The organism is Flavobacterium sp. 9, from assembly GCF_002754195.1.
Lineage (GTDB): Bacteria > Bacteroidota > Bacteroidia > Flavobacteriales > Flavobacteriaceae > Flavobacterium.
This window is the reverse complement of the sequence record NZ_PEEU01000001.1, coordinates 3,518,581-3,535,226: the sequence shown is the minus strand read 5'-3', so window position 1 is coordinate 3,535,226 and position 16,646 is coordinate 3,518,581. Positions and strand designations below refer to the sequence as shown.

At 32.5% G+C, this 16,646-nt stretch carries 18 protein-coding genes; 13 read left to right on the top strand and 5 right to left on the bottom strand.

Annotated elements, in window-relative coordinates; translation table 11 throughout:
* The first annotated feature begins 1 nt into the window (after nucleotide 1).
* Nucleotides 2-958 (top strand): geranylgeranylglycerol-phosphate geranylgeranyltransferase, encoded by a 957-nt coding sequence (locus tag CLU81_RS14620; RefSeq protein ID WP_099710478.1) that lies wholly within the window; start codon nucleotides 2-4, stop codon nucleotides 956-958.
* Nucleotides 959-1,325: 367 nt separating this feature from the next.
* Entirely contained in the window at nucleotides 1,326-2,234 is a 909-nt protein-coding gene (locus tag CLU81_RS14615; protein ID WP_099710477.1) for a pseudouridine synthase, read from the top strand.
* Nucleotides 2,235-2,299: 65 nt separating this feature from the next.
* Here CLU81_RS14615 and CLU81_RS14610 read toward each other — a convergent pair whose 3' ends face one another.
* Both CLU81_RS14610 and CLU81_RS14605 read right to left on the bottom strand, forming a co-directional pair.
* The gene (locus tag CLU81_RS14610; RefSeq protein ID WP_099710476.1) at nucleotides 2,300-2,902 is read right to left on the bottom strand and encodes a DUF937 domain-containing protein; all 603 of its coding nucleotides are present in this window, start codon (nucleotides 2,900-2,902) and stop codon (nucleotides 2,300-2,302) included.
* Nucleotides 2,903-3,174: 272 nt separating this feature from the next.
* Nucleotides 3,175-3,639 (bottom strand): DUF456 domain-containing protein, encoded by a 465-nt coding sequence (locus CLU81_RS14605; RefSeq protein ID WP_233209713.1) that lies wholly within the window; start codon nucleotides 3,637-3,639, stop codon nucleotides 3,175-3,177.
* A gap of 84 nt (nucleotides 3,640-3,723) precedes the next feature.
* Between CLU81_RS14605 and CLU81_RS14600 the strand changes: the two genes are divergently transcribed.
* Both CLU81_RS14600 and CLU81_RS14595 read left to right on the top strand, forming a co-directional pair.
* Nucleotides 3,724-4,107: a hypothetical protein gene (locus CLU81_RS14600; RefSeq protein ID WP_099710474.1), complete on the top strand. Its 384-nt coding sequence runs from the start codon at nucleotides 3,724-3,726 to the stop codon at nucleotides 4,105-4,107.
* A gap of 48 nt (nucleotides 4,108-4,155) precedes the next feature.
* Nucleotides 4,156-4,641 (top strand): hypothetical protein, encoded by a 486-nt coding sequence (locus tag CLU81_RS14595; protein ID WP_099710473.1) that lies wholly within the window; start codon nucleotides 4,156-4,158, stop codon nucleotides 4,639-4,641.
* 380 nt (nucleotides 4,642-5,021) lie between these two features.
* Here the strand turns inward: CLU81_RS14595 and CLU81_RS14590 are convergent, their stop codons facing one another.
* Together CLU81_RS14590 and CLU81_RS14585 are read right to left on the bottom strand one after the other, a co-directional pair.
* Nucleotides 5,022-6,125 carry a glycosyltransferase gene (locus CLU81_RS14590; RefSeq protein WP_099710472.1) on the bottom strand — a complete coding sequence of 368 codons (1,104 nt, stop codon included), beginning with the start codon at nucleotides 6,123-6,125 and terminating at the stop codon, nucleotides 5,022-5,024.
* Nucleotides 6,122-7,066 carry a lysylphosphatidylglycerol synthase domain-containing protein gene (locus CLU81_RS14585; protein ID WP_099710471.1) on the bottom strand — a complete coding sequence of 315 codons (945 nt, stop codon included), beginning with the start codon at nucleotides 7,064-7,066 and terminating at the stop codon, nucleotides 6,122-6,124. The genes CLU81_RS14590 and CLU81_RS14585 overlap by 4 nt, the downstream gene beginning before the upstream one ends.
* 104 nt (nucleotides 7,067-7,170) lie before the next feature.
* Between CLU81_RS14585 and ruvC the strand changes: the two genes are divergently transcribed.
* The 8 genes from ruvC (at nucleotide 7,171) to CLU81_RS14545 (ending at nucleotide 12,308) form a co-directional block, all read left to right on the top strand.
* The gene (gene ruvC / locus CLU81_RS14580; protein ID WP_099710470.1) at nucleotides 7,171-7,725 is read left to right on the top strand and encodes a crossover junction endodeoxyribonuclease RuvC; all 555 of its coding nucleotides are present in this window, start codon (nucleotides 7,171-7,173) and stop codon (nucleotides 7,723-7,725) included.
* 119 nt (nucleotides 7,726-7,844) lie between these two features.
* Entirely contained in the window at nucleotides 7,845-8,999 is a 1,155-nt protein-coding gene (hemW, locus tag CLU81_RS14575) for a radical SAM family heme chaperone HemW (RefSeq protein WP_099710469.1), read from the top strand.
* 126 nt (nucleotides 9,000-9,125) lie between these two features.
* A complete protein-coding gene (locus CLU81_RS14570; protein ID WP_099710468.1) occupies nucleotides 9,126-9,503 on the top strand; it encodes a GxxExxY protein in 378 nt (125 codons plus the stop codon).
* 57 nt (nucleotides 9,504-9,560) lie between these two features.
* On the top strand, nucleotides 9,561-10,358 hold the full coding sequence (locus tag CLU81_RS14565) for a cyclase family protein (RefSeq protein ID WP_099710467.1): 798 nt from the start codon (nucleotides 9,561-9,563) through the stop codon (nucleotides 10,356-10,358).
* Between the two features lie 34 nt (nucleotides 10,359-10,392).
* Nucleotides 10,393-10,791, top strand: a complete 399-nt coding sequence (locus tag CLU81_RS14560) for a GNAT family N-acetyltransferase (protein ID WP_099710466.1) — start codon at nucleotides 10,393-10,395, stop codon at nucleotides 10,789-10,791.
* Nucleotides 10,788-11,138, top strand: a complete 351-nt coding sequence (locus tag CLU81_RS14555) for a DUF4260 domain-containing protein (RefSeq protein WP_099710465.1) — start codon at nucleotides 10,788-10,790, stop codon at nucleotides 11,136-11,138. The genes CLU81_RS14560 and CLU81_RS14555 overlap by 4 nt, the downstream gene beginning before the upstream one ends.
* 8 nt (nucleotides 11,139-11,146) lie before the next feature.
* A complete protein-coding gene (locus CLU81_RS14550; protein WP_099710464.1) occupies nucleotides 11,147-11,518 on the top strand; it encodes an MmcQ/YjbR family DNA-binding protein in 372 nt (123 codons plus the stop codon).
* Between the two features lie 70 nt (nucleotides 11,519-11,588).
* Nucleotides 11,589-12,308 carry a PH domain-containing protein gene (locus CLU81_RS14545; RefSeq protein ID WP_099710463.1) on the top strand — a complete coding sequence of 240 codons (720 nt, stop codon included), beginning with the start codon at nucleotides 11,589-11,591 and terminating at the stop codon, nucleotides 12,306-12,308.
* Nucleotides 12,309-12,427: 119 nt separating this feature from the next.
* On the opposite strand, the gene CLU81_RS14540 is transcribed toward CLU81_RS14545, so the two are convergent.
* Nucleotides 12,428-13,528, bottom strand: a complete 1,101-nt coding sequence (locus CLU81_RS14540) for a DUF4407 domain-containing protein (RefSeq protein WP_099710462.1) — start codon at nucleotides 13,526-13,528, stop codon at nucleotides 12,428-12,430.
* A 235-nt stretch (nucleotides 13,529-13,763) separates the two neighbouring features.
* Here CLU81_RS14540 and CLU81_RS14535 point away from each other — a divergent pair, with 235 nt between their 5' ends.
* Nucleotides 13,764-16,574, top strand: coding sequence for a TonB-dependent receptor (locus CLU81_RS14535; RefSeq protein WP_099710461.1), 2,811 nt, complete (start codon nucleotides 13,764-13,766; stop codon nucleotides 16,572-16,574).
* Nucleotides 16,575-16,646: the final 72 nt, after the last annotated feature.

Here is a 16,646-nt window from a genome sequence, read left to right as displayed (position 1 = left end):
AATGTTAAGCAGACAGCACAAACTTTTAATGATGAAAATTGTCAGTTTGTTCTCTGTGGTAAGAGGCTATAACATTCCGATTATTGTCTTAGCACAATATTTATCGGCAATTTTTATATTGGCTCCCGAAAAAAGAGCGTTGGATATTCTACTTGATTTCAACTTGTTTTTGATTGTTTTTGCTTCGGCAATTACGATTGCTTCCGGATATATTATTAATAATTTTTACGACAGTCAGAAGGATTTAATTAATCGTCCAAACAAATCAATGCTGGACAGATTGGTAAGTCAGAAAACGAAATTATCCGTTTATTTTACGCTTAATTTTATTGCTGCATTAATGGCTTTGATCGTTTCGTGGCGTGCTTTTTTGTTCTTCTCAGGATATATTTTTCTGATTTGGTTTTACTCTCATAAAATAAAAAAGTATCCAATTGTTGGTAATCTAACCGCAGCTTTTATGGCAGTTTTGCCTTTTTTTGCTATTCTGTTATATTTCTACAATAAGATTTCGTTTGAAGAAATTGAAGATCATATGAGTCATTTTGCCGTGATTTCGGCGCATGCAGTTTTCTTATTCTTGTTATTACTAATTCGGGAAATGATTAAGGATTTAGAAAACCTGAAAGGAGATTTGGCAAATGATTACAGAACAATTCCGATACTTTATAACGAAACGGTTTCTAAACAAATTATTACGGTTCTAACATTTTTAACGGTGATTCCGGTTTATGTCCTGATTGATATTTATGATGTGGGATATATGGATATTTACTTTTATGTTTGTTTTATTGTTCTTTTGTTTTTCTTGCTTTATTTATGGAAATCAAATTCTAAAGAACAATTTTTAATGCTTCATAATGTGCTTAAATTTCTGATTGTTTCGGGAGTTTTTTGCATCGTTCTGATTAATCCGAGTGTTTTATGGCACGGAAAGAATTTGCTTTTACAAACCTAGATTATATAATGGCTTATGCTAAAAGATGGCACGCAGATGACGCGGATTTAGGCAGATTTGTACAGATTTTTATTTCTAACTTGTGTTTTCTCTGTGTAAAATCTTTGCGCTTTCTCTTTGGTATAATTTCCTGTCAAAATGTTTAAAAGAAGCCAATTGCTTGAAAATAGCCCTGATTGAAGTGGAAATCCTTTTATTTTTTTCTTTAAAAAATAAAAGATTGAAGCGAAAAGCGGGAATTTATGCCTGAAAAAAAGCCAATTATGATGCTTCTATAACTTCAAAAAATAATAGCTATCAATCTAAGAACAATGAACTTAGGATTATTTAGCAAGAATAAACTATCTTTGCACAAATTACAGAATTTATGAACAATAAGGAAGGCAATAATAAAAGAGGTGGTTCTAGGCCAAATAGCTCTAGACCAAACTCTAACAAGCCAAAACCTCCTATGGCGAAGCGCGCTCAAGGGCCGAAAAAAGTGAAACCTGCTGTTAAGGCTGCTGAAGAAGAAAAGGCAGAAAAAATCAAAAAACAGAATCAGGCTCCAAAAAGACAAAAAGCTGCAGACGAAATTCGTTTGAACAAATATATCTCTAACTCTGGTGTTTGTTCACGTCGTGATGCCGATATATACATTCAGTCTGGAAACGTAAAAGTAAATGGCGTTCCGGTAACTGAAATGGGTTATTTAGTAAAATTAAACGATGTTGTAAACTTTGATGGTGTTGTTTTGACTCCTGAAAAGAAAGAATACATCTTGTTGAACAAACCAAAAAACTTTACGACCGCTCTTGACGAAGGTCAGGAATATCGTAATGTTCTGGAATTGGTTCGTGGTTCTACAACGGCAAAAATTGCTCCGATTGGTAGAATGGACAAAAACACAACTGGTTTATTGTTGTTTACTAACGATACTGATATGATTCGTAAATTTACTTTACCAAGTCAGAAATCGTCTAAAATCTATCAGGTTTCTCTAGATAAAAACTTGAAATTTGAGGATTTAGAGAAAATCAGTAAAGGTTTGGTTCTTGACGGACACCGCGTGTTTGTTGAAGAAATTAGCTATATTGAAAAAGAAGCAAAAAGCGAGGTAGGTCTTAAACTACGTTCATCGAATGTAAAAGTTGTTCGTGCAATTTTCGAAAACTTTGACTACGATGTTTTACGTATTGACCGTGTATCATTTGCTGGTTTAACCAAAAAGAATTTACCTAGAGGTAACTGGCGCTTTTTGACCGACCAAGAAATTATCAATTTGAAAAACGTTTAATAAACGCTTCAAATTAGACTTAAATATAAATCCTGTTTTACTTTTGTAAGATGGGATTTTTTTATTTAGAAACTGAAAAAGTTATGTCCGAATAAAGTAAAGATTGATCTTCCGATTGATTGGTTTTTATCTTCGACTGTTTCAAAACAAGAGAAACCTAAGATAATTTTGATTCCGGGGTGGATGCTGTTTAAAATGTCTCTTTTTTGCTCTTCAAGCAATAATTTTAAACTGTCTAGTAATTGGATATTGTTCTTTAAGTAAGAAACGACTAATAATGCTGAGAAGTTAAGGATTTCTCTTGCCGTTTCGCTTTTGATTCCGACTTCGTTAGAAATCATTTCAGAAATTCTGCCTTTTTTATTGGTGAAGATTTCTTTTAGTATTGCATTTCCTTCTAATCTGTAACAGTCGTCGACTGATAAAATTCTTCCGGAGGTAAAATCGACTTCCTGATAAAATGTGGAATCGTCTTTTATTAGTGAGATAATTTCTTTGTAAAAGCCCGACTCCTCCGCCCTATTATACAAACCCATTAAAATTGTTCCTATTGAAACATCAATTCCCTTGATTAAAAGTGCATCGTTTTCAAAATAAAATTTGTTCAATTTTGAGACAACATTAGAAGAAATAAAACGTCTAAGTTCAATTTGTAGGTTTGGAGTCATAAATTTTACTATTTAAATTAGTTCAAAATAATCGATAAAGTGAGGCTTTTTATCGTTTATCAGGATAAAAATATAAAATATTTTAACATTTCCAAAAAAGAAGTTAAAATAATAAATGCGATTTTAACAATTGTTAAACGTGAAAATCCTGAATCGCCAGTAAACATAACCCCTTAGTTATCAAAACAAACAAAAAAGTTTTTTTCGAAATTTTTAATTGTTTTAATAAAAATTAAAAAAGATAAGAAAAAGCTTAAATGTATGTTACACAATTAAAATAATAATGTTCGATATTTCCATGTTATACTCAGAAAAATACCCAGAAAAATGATGCAGAAAAGAAAATTAATAAAACTCGAAGCCAAAAAACCAAGCAATGATCCCGTTGCAGCTTTTAATGCGCGACGATGATTTTTTGAATCGTAAATTAACTCTCCTACAAATGCTCCAACAAAAGGACCAATAATAACTCCAAAAGGTATAGGAGCCAGAATACCAACTATTAAGCCAATATTAGTTCCCCAAATTCCGTAAGAACTTCCGCCAAACTTTTTGGTTCCTTTCGCCGGAATTACATAATCGAGAATGGTTATTATTATGGTGATCAAAAGTGTGATCCCCAGAATCCAATAATTATTCTCTACCGCTTTTGTTAAATACAACAATAACAAACCTACCCAACAACTGGATAAACCAGGTAAAACCGGAAGAAAACTACCAAAAATCCCCACAATCATACATATAAAACCGAGCAAGAGCAAGAGTGAATCCATATTTATTTTGTAATTTTGCACTTACAAATCATTAAGTAAAACTAGTAAATGCGTCGTTTTTTAAAACTTGTATTGTTTTTATTCCTGATATTTCCAATCAGTAATGCAATGTACGCACAATCTAAAAAACTCTCGATTGACGATCAACTATTGCAAGACAGTATTTATAAAAGTAATAAGAAAAAAGTACTAAACTTTTCGATGAAAGAATTTGATGCTCTTTTCTTTGAATATTTTACTACCAAAAATGATGCAAATATTGTTTTAACAAAGACTGAGTTTTATAAATACACTGTTCAAATAGCCACTTTTTCTGACAGACTTGCAAAATTATATCCTGAACAAAAGGAAGTTGCAGCAAAAAACAAAGAACAATGGCTCTCAGAAAGCTATGAAGATTATTTACAATTCAAAGCTTCTCAAAAAAAATAATCGTATTTTTATACCAGTAATTATTTTATCCAAATCAAATTCATAATCTTGAAGCAGTTTTTCCTTTTTTTAGTTTTTTTAGCCCTCCATTCTTGTCAATATATTGATAAGCAGGTTCCGTCTGAAAAAGATTTACTTCAAAAAGAATTAAAAACAATCAACTGGAAAGAAGTTGATGAATTTCCATCTGTAGCCAATTGCGAAAAAATAGCTGATAAAAAAGAACGTCAGCAATGTTTTTTTCAGTTTATGGCACAGCTTATTCAAGAGAAATTAGACATAGATACACTCTCAATAATGTATCCTGAACTTGATACAATCGAGGTAAAAGTGACTGTTTTTCCTAATGCAACAATGAAATTCGAACCGCAATTTCGTAAAGATTCTGTCGCTTATGATACCATAAAAATCGACAGTGTTTTACGTGCCCGTTTAATCGATTTTCCAAAAATAAATCCAGCTCTAAAACGTGGACTTCCGGTGAAAACTCAATTTATTTTACCTGTTATTCTTAAAGCAAAAGGCAAAGAATAGTTTTTTCTTCACCATATAAGTGATGTAAGTTCATTTAATTTAAACCGTTTATTTATCTCTATTATTGTCATTCTGAGCGAAGTCGAAGAATCTGGAGCTATTTCCTTCTGTTCCTTCCAATCTTTTTTGCCTCCCGAAGCCTCGGGACCGGCACAAAAGGATTTTCCCTCCCATCAGGGCTAGGGCTTTAGGTTTCATTAGAAGAAAAAAATTATAGCACACAGATTTTACGGATTTAAACAGATTTGCACAGATTTCCTTTTCTCATTTTATGTCATACTTAAGAATAAAAAATCCGCATAAATCCGTGTTTTCGCAAAGCGAATCTGCGTCATCCGCGTGCCATTTTACCGTTCCTAAAATCAAATGATTATTGAAATTTAGCTTTTAAACTTTCTTCCCTTCCATTCATAAGAACCAAACAAACTGTACAAAGCTACAGCCGAACTAAAAAAGGGATAAAGCAAACTACTTAAAAGCAAACTTTTTATTCTGGTTTTCGTCAAAAATTGATTTGTTATATAAAGCAATACAAAGTCAATTATGAATTTCGAAAAAGCAAACAAAACAAAAAACGGATAAGGCAAAATACCCAAAACAGAAAAGAAAAACGCAATCACGAAACTAAGATTTCCAAAGAAAACAATCAGTCCCAAAATCTTCCCGAAATTACTCTGATACGAAGATGTTTTTGAAGCCCAACGCACTCTTTGATAAAATAAAGCTTTCCAGTTTTCAGTTGGTTTTGTGATAATAATAGCTTCTTCTGCTTTTAAATAATGAACTTTATCAGGGAATAAATTCGCTGCCTTTTGCAAAAGAAAAACATCATCGCCACTGGCAATTTTATTGTTTCCATCAAATCCGTTAAGTTTTTCGAATAAAGATTTCGTGTAGGCAAAATTCGCTCCGTTGCACATAAAAGCTTTCCCAAGTCCAAAACTTCCGATTGTTGCTCCCTGCAAACTCGTTAAATCTAATTGCTGAAAATGATCTAAAAAAGAATTCTGACATTCATAAGAAACCGCTCCCGCAAGCATTGAAACATCATTTTTCTGAATATAATTATCAAATGCTAAAAGCCAATTTTCAGGCACCAAACAATCAGCATCGGTTGTAATTACCCAATTAGTATTTACATGTTGCATTGCTGTTGAAATAGCATCTTTTTTAGGAGAATTCGAAATACGAATATTGTCTATTATTGAAACCTGAAACCTGAAACTTGAAACTTGAAATTTCTCTTTAGAACTGTCATCAACCAAAATTACTTCGAATAGATCATTTGGATAATTGAGTTTTGAAAAACGCTGTAAAAGGTTCGGTAAATTCTCGGCTTCATTCCTAAACGGAACTATAATGGTGAAACTTGTTTGAGGTTTTAAATCTGTTTTCTGATATCTTTTTACTTTGGTAAAGCCATAAATAAGCAATCCAATACTAATTGTATAAATTGTCAATATGAGAAACAGAACCAAAATCATTTTACCGTTTTCGTTTTAAAATTAAGCACATAATAAGCTCCAATAATCACGGGTAAAACTACATTTAGAAACCACATCAAAGTACTTATAAAAACTACAATCCATTCGTTTACCCCCAAAATTCCGAAGAAATAAATGGCAACACTTCCTTTTACCGCAAAATCTAAAAACTGAAAAGTTGGCAATGATGACGCCAAAAAGTAAACTACAGCAATTGTTGCAATCAAAGTAAAATAAGGCAAATCAACATCAAAAGCCAGAAATAAAAAGTAATATTGATGCGAGAAAACCAAGTAACGTAAAGTTCCTAAAAGTATATTTTTACGATGAATTGGTTTTGGAATTTCATTGATTTTATGTACCAATTTTTCAATCGAATATCCTTTGATTTTTATTTTCTTCAACGAAAACAAAACAACAAATAATAAAACAAAAATTCCAAATAGAATAGCAACCGTTTGAGTTGTGATAACTTCATATTTGGCATTGAAATACAACAAACCAAAAATTCCAAAAATAACCGTTAAAATCATCTGGATTCCATTGCAAATCAGGTTCAGGAAAACAACTTTTTTAGCTTCTGATTTTGCATAATACAATGCTTTTCCAGCGTATTCTCCTACTCCATTTGGCGTGAAGATTCCAGCTGTAAGCGCTGCCAGAACTTGTTTTGTTGCTTCGCCTAATGAAATTTCATGAATTACTTTCGCCAAATTCTGCCATTTTAAAATCTCGAAATAGCGATTTAAAACACTCAAAAGCAATATAAACCCAATTCCCAAAACGGATTGATTTTTTTTGAAAAGCGTAATAAACTTTTGCCAATCAAGTTTATCATTGTGCGCCAATTGATCATAAATAAAATAAAATGCGCCACCTACAATCAAAAGTTTGATCAGAAGAACTAGGAATTGTTTAGCTTTGTGAGGAATTGAAATCATGCCGCAAAAGTAATCAATTTGAAAGTGTGGCAATGAAAATGTGCCAATTTGAAAATTAGAAAATAATTCAATTTTCTAAACCTTAAACTTGAAACAAAAAACCCTTGACAAAAGAACGCATCATATTAGGTATCGACCCCGGAACGACAATTATGGGTTTTGGATTGATTAAAGTCATCAATAAAAAAATGGAGTTTTTGCAGCTTAACGAATTGCAACTTTCCAAGTATGACAATCATTACCAAAAACTAAAAATCATTTTTGAACGTACCATCGAATTAATCGAAACACACAATCCTGACGAAATCGCGATTGAAGCTCCTTTCTTTGGCAAAAACGTTCAGTCAATGCTAAAATTGGGACGCGCACAAGGCGTTGCAATGGCGGCGGGACTTTCGAGAGATATTCCGATTACAGAATACGAACCTAAAAAGATAAAAATGGCAATTACCGGAAACGGAAACGCCAGTAAAGAACAAGTTGCCAAAATGCTTCAACAACTTTTAGGCTTAAAAGAATTACCTAAAAACCTCGATTCAACTGATGGTTTAGCAGCCGCAGTTTGCCATTTCTTTAACTCTGGAAAAATCGTTGCCGGAAAAAGTTATACCGGTTGGGATGCTTTTGTAAAACAAAATGAAGACAAAATCCGTAAATGAGAAAATGTGTCAATTAGAAAATTAGATAATTCTTGAATCGAGAATAACTAATTATATAATTTTCAACATTCCAATATTGCATTTTCTCATTATCAAATTGACTAATTATCTAATTAAAAATGTCAGGTATCTACATTCATATTCCTTTTTGCAAACAAGCTTGCAACTATTGTGACTTTCATTTTTCGACTTCGATGAAAAAGAAAGATGATATGGTTTTGGCTTTAGCCAAAGAAATTGTCATGCGTAAAAATGAGTTTAAGCTTTTCGACTCCGCTCAAAGTGACAATCAAATTGAGACTATATATTTTGGAGGAGGAACACCTTCAGTTTTGACGATTAACGAAATAAACTTTTTAATTGATACCGTTTACAGCAACTATAACGTTGTTGAAAATCCGGAAATAACGCTCGAAGCAAATCCGGATGATTTATCGCCAGAACGAATTTTAAAATTATCAAAAAGTCCAATAAACCGTTTAAGTATCGGGATTCAGTCTTTTTATGAAGAAGATTTGAAGATGATGAATCGTGCTCATAATTCGGCGGAAGCCATAAAATGTTTACAAGAAGCGACTAAATACTTTGATAATATTTCGCTTGATTTAATTTACGGAATTCCAGGATTGACTGACGAAATGTGGAAACAAAATATTGAAACGGCGTTGTCATTTGGGATTCCGCATATTTCTAGCTATGCTTTGACAGTTGAACCAAAAACGGCTTTAAGAAAACTAATTGATACCGGAAAAATTGCCGAGCCACAAGACGAAGTAGCTTCAAATCATTTTATGATTTTAGTAGAAACACTTCAGAAAAATGGTTTTATTCATTACGAATTATCCAATTTCGGGAAAGAAGGTTATTTCTCTAAAAATAATTCGGCGTATTGGTTGGGTAAAAAATATATCGGAATTGGTCCTTCGGCACATAGTTATGATGGCGAAAAAAGAGGCTGGAATGTGGCGAATAATTCACTTTATATAAAATCACTTCAAAATGATGAACTTCCAATTGAAACTGAAATCCTAACAATTTCTGATCGTTATAACGAATATATTATGACAGGATTAAGAACAATTTGGGGCGTTTCATTAGAACGAATTGAAACTGAATTTGGTTTGGAATATCTGACTTATCTCAAAAAACAAAGTCAGAAATTCTTGAATGATGATTTACTTTCAATTGAAAATAACATTCTAAAACCAACCGCAAAAGGAAAATTTCTAACGGATGGAATTGCAAGTGATCTCTTTTACTTAAATGTGGAGTAAAAAGTTTAACCGCAATGTTCGCTACGGTTTACGCAAAGGTCGCAACTCTATTTTTATGTAAGAATAAAATTACTTTATGTGTTTTTAAATATTACATTTGAGTTTTAATATTTATAATTAAAACTCATGTCAGAAAATGAATTATCAAGAATTGTATTTAATTGTGCTTTAAAAGTTCATCAAACTTTAGGTCCTGGACTTTTGGAAAGTGCTTATGAAGAGTGTCTATTTTATGAATTAAAAAATGCTGGTTTAGAAATTGAAAAACAAAAATCTTTACCTTTAATTTACGAAACAGTAAAACTAGATATTGGTTATCGACTGGATATAATCATTGAAAATAAATTAATTTTGGAAATAAAATCTGTTGATACTTTAAATGAGGTTCATTTTGCTCAACTATTGACTTACTTAAAATTAACAAATTGCAAATTAGGTTTATTAATAAACTTTAATGTCGTTTTAATAAAAAACGGTATTAGAAGAATTGTAAATAATCTATAATACAGAAAAAAATAGCGCACTTTGCGTAAACCTTAGCGAACCTTGCGGTTAAATATTATGCTAGCACTTATTAACGAAAAATATCAAATAGACTTATCAAAACCCATTGATATCTCAATTCCATTAACGAATACAGACGAAAATCCGATTGCTTGGTATATTGAAAAACCAGTTATTGAACCTGTTGTTTTTGGAGATTGGATTGGGAAAGTTTCTGAAGGAAAATCTTCGACTAATTTCAATAATATCTTCTTTAATCCGCATGGACACGGAACGCATACAGAATGTTTAGGGCATATTACCAATGATTTTTATAGTATTAATCAAACGTTGAAGCAGTTTTTCTTTTTTGCAAAACTAATTACGGTTGAACCTGAAAAGATTGGTGATGATTTAGTGATTACGAAAGAACATATTTCGACTTCGCTCAATATGACAAATGCTTCGGGATCGCTTAATGGTACAAAACCTGAAGCAATTATCATTCGAACACTTCCGAATCAAAAAGATAAAAAGTCAAGAAAATATTCGAATACAAATCCGCCATATTTATCTGAAGAAGCTGCGATTTTCATCCGCGAAAGCGAAATTCAGCATTTATTAATCGATTTACCAAGTGTTGACAAAGAACACGACGAAGGAAAATTATTGGCTCATAAAGCATTTTGGAATGTAAAAGACACGATTAATCTAAACTCTGATGCAAGATTGAATGCTACAATTACCGAAATGATTTTTGTTTCTGAGGAAATTCAAGATGGCGATTATATACTAAATTTACAAATCGCTTCGTTTGAAAATGACGCAAGTCCGAGCAAACCCATTTTATATAAAATTGCAGATTTTAGATTGTAGATTTACTGAATACTTAAAACTGAGACTGAATACTATGATTAATGTTTCGACTGATAAAACTAAACTTGATGTTCCTTTTATTCAAAATTTCCTAAAAGACATTTATTGGGCTGCGGGAAGAACTATTGATGAAGTACAGACTACAATTGATGCTTCTGTTTGTTTTGGAATTTACTTGAATGACAAACAAATTGGTTTTGCGCGCGTAATTACAGATTATGTGGTTTTTGGATATGTAATGGATGTTTTTATTACTGAAGAACATCGCGGAAAAGGTTATTCCTCTATTTTAATTGAAACGATGATGAATGAACCAATTCTTAAAGACATTAAAATTTGGCGATTAGCAACAACTGATGCGCATTTTTTATATGAGAAATTTGGTTTTAAACCTTTGGAACATCCGGAGAAAATGATGGAAAAGAAGTTATGAAAACAATCGTTAAACTTGAAGAATTAGGGTTATTTATACTCGGGATTTATCTATTTAGCCTTTTGAATTATCAATGGTGGTGTTTTTTGGTTTTGATTTTAGCACCGGATTTTTCCATGATTGGTTTTGTTTTTGGCAATAAAACTGGCGCCATTTTGTACAACTTATTTCATCATAAAGGAATTGCAGTTTCTTTATATATAATTGGTTGTTTCTTAAAACTTGAAATGGTTCAACTTATTGGTATTATATTATTTTCGCATTCGGCAATGGATCGCATTTTTGGTTATGGTCTGAAATATGAAAAGGGTTTTAAATACACACATTTAGGTGAAATTGGTAAATAAAAATTGATATGAATCTAGAAACGTATTATGAATATTGTCTTTCGAAAAAAGGCGTTAGCGAGCATTTCCCTTTTGATGAAGATACTTTAGTTTTTAAAGTTGGTGGAAAAATGTTTGCTTTATCTTCTTTAGCGCAGTGGGAAAAAAATGAACCTTCGGTGAATTTAAAATGTGATCCGGAACGCGCTCAGGAACTAAGGGCAGAATATGATGAAATAAAACCAGGATTCCATATGAGCAAAGTACATTGGAATACGATTGCTTTGAACGGAAATTTACCGACTGCTTTTATCAAAGAATTGATTGATCACTCGTATGAATTGGTTTTCAAAAGTTTGACAAAGAAAATTCAGAATGAAATTATCGAATTAGAAAATTAGGCATTACATTTGTAGCGTAAGATATAAACTTAACCACTCAATTAATTTGCAACTTAGCAACTTATAGAACATGAAAGAACAATTTAAAAAATTTCTGAACGAAGAACAAGATCCAAAAGCGATTGAAAAAATCACTTCGAAACTCAACGATTTATTAATGAAAGGTGAAGAAGTTGGATATATAGCAGTGCAAAAAAAACCTGCAATTACTGTTTTTCCGGATAGCATTGTATTGACCAATAAAAGAATCATTATTTGCGTTCCTAAAAACTTAGGATTATCAATGAATTTTACAGATTACACATGGGATGATATTGCAGGTGCATTTGTAAAAGAAAATATTCTGGGTTCTGAATTCTCATTTAATACCAATACTGATTTATCAATTTCGATTGATTATATTCCGAAAATTCAAGCCAGAAAAATTTATACTTACGCTAAAGAGCAATTAGATTTACTTAAAAATCCAGTTACAATATCAGCTCCAACTATTGAGGCTGCTCAACCAATTGACGAGATAGCTGAGATTGAAGATGAAATCGAAGAAGTTGAAACTGAAGAAGTAACGAATTACGCAGAAATTTTACCTGCTACAACTCCTTACGAAACTTACGAACCAATTCAACCACAAGCAGCTCCGGCGGCTCCAACAGGAGATCGTAAATTGAGTGAATTATCTAAAGAAGAACTTTTTGATAAGTTACAGAATTACAAAAAATTACTGGACAACGGATTAATCATGCAAGGTGAATATGATGTTTTCAAAAAAGAAATATTAAGCTACATGTAATTTAGTCTGAAAGTCTAAAGTCTTAAAGTTTACGTTGAAATAAAATAAAAAAGCCAGAATAGAATTTTCTATTTCTGGCTTTCTTTTTATATAAAGTAAATGACTTTAAGACTTTAGACTTAAAGAGTCGCTTTTTGCTTTTCTACAAAACTATTGGATTGTAATTCCAATAACTCTTTTGCATTTTTACGTTGCAGATCGTATAGACTTTTATCTTCGGCAATATCTGCATAAACTTTATCATGCATTTCAGCACTGGTTTTGATTAACAAATCACGTTGGTATTTATTTTGTGCCAAAGTAGCTTTCATCGCTGTTTCGGCTTCTTCTTGTTTAAAATCGAATTCTCCTTTTGGCGATAATAATTTTGCTATAATTGGAGAAGTTTCAATCGCAAGAAACAATAACATTATAAAAAACGAAGGTAACCACGGCAATTTATCCAATGCATTTATACGCGCCATTAATCCGTCAAAACCTTCTATAATTGGTTGCGTTTGCGTTACTTTTTTGTCTAAATCGGCTTGCAATTGTTTTCCGATTTTTTCTTTCTCAGCAATTTTAGCTTCGTTGGTCGCTTTTAAAGTTTCAAATTCTTTTAAAGTTGCATCGTGCTTTTCGCGTTTCTCTTTATAAACTGGGCCTTTTCCTAGTTTTTTAGTTCCTGTCGTTCCTTCGGCTTCTGTAATATAAGTAGAATAAAGTGCGTTTACTTCTTTTTCTTTTTTCAGAATATCAGCTTTTAAACCTGCAATTTCGGCTTTGTTTTTATCTAAATCTGATTTGAAATAATTACCAACTTGTTTCTTGTTTGCCAGTTCCATTTCGTTTTTCTCTTTCAACAAAACGGTATTAATTTCTTTTTCGAAAATTTTAATTTCTAATGGCTTCGAAATTACGATTGCAATAATAATCGCCAACATAATTCGAGGTGTCGCTTGTAGAAATTCATCCATAAAACGATCTCTTTTTTTAATCGTAGAAACGATAAATCGATCCAGATTAAAAATAAGTAAACTCCACACAAATCCAAAAATTAAAGCTGGATAAATCGAATCAAAAACAGTAAAAAGCGCATAAGCACTGGCAAGGAAAGCCATAACTGCGGTAAAGAAAACGGTGGCGCCAATACCAACATATTTGGTTTGTTCGCCTTCTGAGCAACCTTCGAGTAAGTCTCGATCTGCCCCGGAACATAGGATAAAAAATTGTTTTAACATGATTGATGATTTTTGATTGTGATTGATACGGCAAATTTAGCGCCAAAAATTTAATTCTGAGGTAAATAGTTGATTTGTTTTTAGTTGTGCCTATAAAATTTAAGTTTTAATAAATGTTATTTTAACATTAATCTATCTCTAATGTTGAGAGGGAATCATAACACTATGTTAATTTTTTTTAACGTCTTTAATAACATTAAGGTTCTAGTTTCGCAAGAAATCAAACTAAAACACAATGAAAAAAATTTATTTAGTAGTAACATTCATGCTTTTGGCCTTTTCAGGTTATGCTCAAAAAGCGATAATCTCAGGAAAAGTATTAGACATTGATGACAAACTTCCTTTACCGGGAGCGATGATTCAAATTGTAGGTGAGAACAAATACACAATCTCAGATTATAATGGTCGTTTTGAGTTACTTAACATCAATGCCGGAACTTATCAAGTACAAGTAAAATATATAGGATATACTGCAGTAACTCAAGAAATCACTGTAGAACAAGGAAAAAATAACGTAATTGATTTTGCTCTTAAAACTTCAGGAACAGAGTTGAATGAGGTTGTTGTTGGAGACATATTAAAAGGTCAGGCAAAAGCGTTGAATCAACAAAAAAACAGTAAAAATATTGGAAACGTAATCTCATCTGATCAAATGGGACGTTTTCCGGATGCTAATGTTGGAGACGCTCTAAAACGTGTTCCGGGGATCACGATGCAAAACGATCAGGGTGAAGCTCGTAATATTATTATTAGAGGTCTTGCTCCGTCATTGAACTCGGTAACTTTAAATGGCGACCGAATTCCATCTGCTGAAGGAGATAATAGAAACGTACAAATGGATTTGATTCCGTCTGATATGATTTCTACAATCGAAGTCAACAAAACTTTAACTCCTGATATGGATGCTGATGCGATTGGAGGTTCTGTAAATTTAGTTACCAGAGCGACTCCAAATGGTGAAAGAATCTCTGCAACTCTTGCCGGAGGTTATATGCCAATTCGTGAGCACGCAACTTACACAGCTGGTTTAGTTTACGGAAATCGCTTTCTTGACAATAAGCTTGGTGCGGTTTTCAGCGGATCTTATAATAATGTAGATTACGGATCTGATAACATCGAAAACGAATGGGTAAAAGATGAATTCGGGAACGAATATCTGCAAGCTTCAGAAATTAGAAAATACGATGTACAGCGTATTCGTCGTAGCGGATCTGTAGCTTTAGATTATAAATTTGACGAAAACAATACCATTTTTGCCAACGCAATTTACAACTGGAGAGATGATCGTGAAAACCGTTTCAGAACAACTTATGATGATATTGAACCTATTTATAATGGTGAAGAAATCACTGGTTTTGAAGGTCGTGTAAAACGTCAGACAAAAGGTGGAGTTGACAATAATCGTAATAAAAACAGAAGATTAGAAGATCAGCGTGTTCAGAATTATTCGATTCGTGGAGAGCATTTAATCAACTCTAAATTAGATTTAGACTGGTCTGCAAATTATGCCAAAGCAAGAGAATATCGTCCTGAAGAACGTTATATCGAATACCGTCAAAAAGGGCTTGAAATGACCGAAGATTTGTCTGATCTTAGATTTCCTTTGATTACAACAACCGGAGAATCTGTAGATAAATTCAAATTTGATTCGGTTACAGAAAACACAGATGAAACAAGCGAAAGTGAATTTGGAGCAAAAGTTAATATCCGTTTTCCTTTTACAATCATTCCTTCTGAAAAAGGAAGATTAAGAACAGGTCTTAGACTTCGTTTGAAAGAAAAAGAAAGAAATAACAGTTTCTATTCTTACGAACCAATCAATGACGATATCGCTTTGTTATCCGGAGTTCCGACAAGTTATTATGATGGAAAAAACTTTAATCCGGGAAGTAAATATGTTCCGGGAACTTTTGCTTCTGCAAATTTCTTAGGAAGTTTAGATTTGAATAATGCTGCATTATTTGATAAAACAGCAGATCCTGCAGAATTTTTAGCAGTAAATTATAATGCCAAAGAAAGCATTTATGCTGCTTATGTAAGATGGGATCAGGATTTTAACGACAAACTATCTATGGTTTTAGGTTTTCGTGTAGAGAATACTCACATAGATTATACCGGAAACAGAGTTTTGGATGAAGAAGAATTAGAAAGCAAAATCAATACTACAAATGCATACACGAATGTATTGCCAAGTATTTCGTTTCAATATAATGCTACAAAAGATTTAGTTTTAAGAGCTGCAGCAACAACTGCATTGGCAAGACCAAACTATTATGCATTGGCTCCTTACGTAAATAATATTGCTGCTGACAAAGAAATCAGCGCCGGAAATCCGGACCTTGATGCAACTTACTCTTACAACTATGATTTCATGGCCGAGAATTATTTCAAATCTGTCGGTTTAATTTCAGGAGGTGTTTTCTACAAAAGATTAAATGATTTCATTTACAATTATAGTGATAATCAATATGATTCAGTAAAATTTGCTGCTGATTTCCCTAACCAAACTAACCCAATTCCGGTTGGCGAAAAATGGTCATTTTTACAATCAAGAAATGGAGATAAAGTTGATGTTTACGGATTTGAAGTTGCATTTCAACGTCAGTTAGATTTCCTTCCTGGGAAATTCCTAAAAGGATTTGGTATCTATTTGAACTACACCTACACTAAATCTAAAGCAAAAGGAATTGCTGACGAAGACGGAAACGAAAGAAATAACATCAGTCTTCCGGGAACAACGCCGCATATGTTTAATGGTTCATTGTCTTGGGAAAACAAACGTTTTTCGGCGAGAGTTTCGACAAACTTCACTTCAGATTATTTAGATGAATTGGGTTCTGAATCTTACAAAGACAGTTATTATGACAAGCAGTTTTTCTTAGATGCAAATGCTTCTTTCAAAATTACTCCAAAACTTCGTCTTTTTGCCGAAGCTAACAACTTAACAAACCAGCCTTTACGTTACTATCAAGGAGTTGAGGCGCATACCAAACAAGCAGAATACTACCAAGCCAGATATAATTTTGGTTTGAAACTTGACTTGTAATAACCAATTTATAAAATTCTTACATTAGACAGGACTTTGCGGTTCTGTCTAATTTTATTCAAATGAAATCAT

What these genes read in the sequence shown, in the direction of transcription:
- CLU81_RS14605 (WP_233209713.1), bottom strand. Translation starts at nt 3,639, where the DNA reads ATGATTGTGGGGATTTTTGGTAGTTTTCTTCCGGTTTTACCTGGTTTA.
- hemW (WP_099710469.1), top strand. Translation starts at nt 7,845, where the DNA reads ATGTCAGGTATCTACATTCATATTCCTTTTTGCAAACAAGCTTGCAAC.
- CLU81_RS14570 (WP_099710468.1), top strand. Translation starts at nt 9,126, where the DNA reads ATGTCAGAAAATGAATTATCAAGAATTGTATTTAATTGTGCTTTAAAA.
- CLU81_RS14560 (WP_099710466.1), top strand. Translation starts at nt 10,393, where the DNA reads ATGATTAATGTTTCGACTGATAAAACTAAACTTGATGTTCCTTTTATT.
- CLU81_RS14600 (WP_099710474.1), top strand. Translation starts at nt 3,724, where the DNA reads ATGCGTCGTTTTTTAAAACTTGTATTGTTTTTATTCCTGATATTTCCA.
- CLU81_RS14615 (WP_099710477.1), top strand. Translation starts at nt 1,326, where the DNA reads ATGAACAATAAGGAAGGCAATAATAAAAGAGGTGGTTCTAGGCCAAAT.
- CLU81_RS14540 (WP_099710462.1), bottom strand. Translation starts at nt 13,528, where the DNA reads ATGTTAAAACAATTTTTTATCCTATGTTCCGGGGCAGATCGAGACTTA.
- CLU81_RS14610 (WP_099710476.1), bottom strand. Translation starts at nt 2,902, where the DNA reads ATGACTCCAAACCTACAAATTGAACTTAGACGTTTTATTTCTTCTAAT.
- CLU81_RS14585 (WP_099710471.1), bottom strand. Translation starts at nt 7,066, where the DNA reads ATGATTTCAATTCCTCACAAAGCTAAACAATTCCTAGTTCTTCTGATC.
- CLU81_RS14535 (WP_099710461.1), top strand. Translation starts at nt 13,764, where the DNA reads ATGAAAAAAATTTATTTAGTAGTAACATTCATGCTTTTGGCCTTTTCA.
- CLU81_RS14565 (WP_099710467.1), top strand. Translation starts at nt 9,561, where the DNA reads ATGCTAGCACTTATTAACGAAAAATATCAAATAGACTTATCAAAACCC.
- CLU81_RS14545 (WP_099710463.1), top strand. Translation starts at nt 11,589, where the DNA reads ATGAAAGAACAATTTAAAAAATTTCTGAACGAAGAACAAGATCCAAAA.
- CLU81_RS14555 (WP_099710465.1), top strand. Translation starts at nt 10,788, where the DNA reads ATGAAAACAATCGTTAAACTTGAAGAATTAGGGTTATTTATACTCGGG.
- CLU81_RS14590 (WP_099710472.1), bottom strand. Translation starts at nt 6,125, where the DNA reads ATGATTTTGGTTCTGTTTCTCATATTGACAATTTATACAATTAGTATT.
- CLU81_RS14620 (WP_099710478.1), top strand. Translation starts at nt 2, where the DNA reads ATGTTAAGCAGACAGCACAAACTTTTAATGATGAAAATTGTCAGTTTG.
- CLU81_RS14550 (WP_099710464.1), top strand. Translation starts at nt 11,147, where the DNA reads ATGAATCTAGAAACGTATTATGAATATTGTCTTTCGAAAAAAGGCGTT.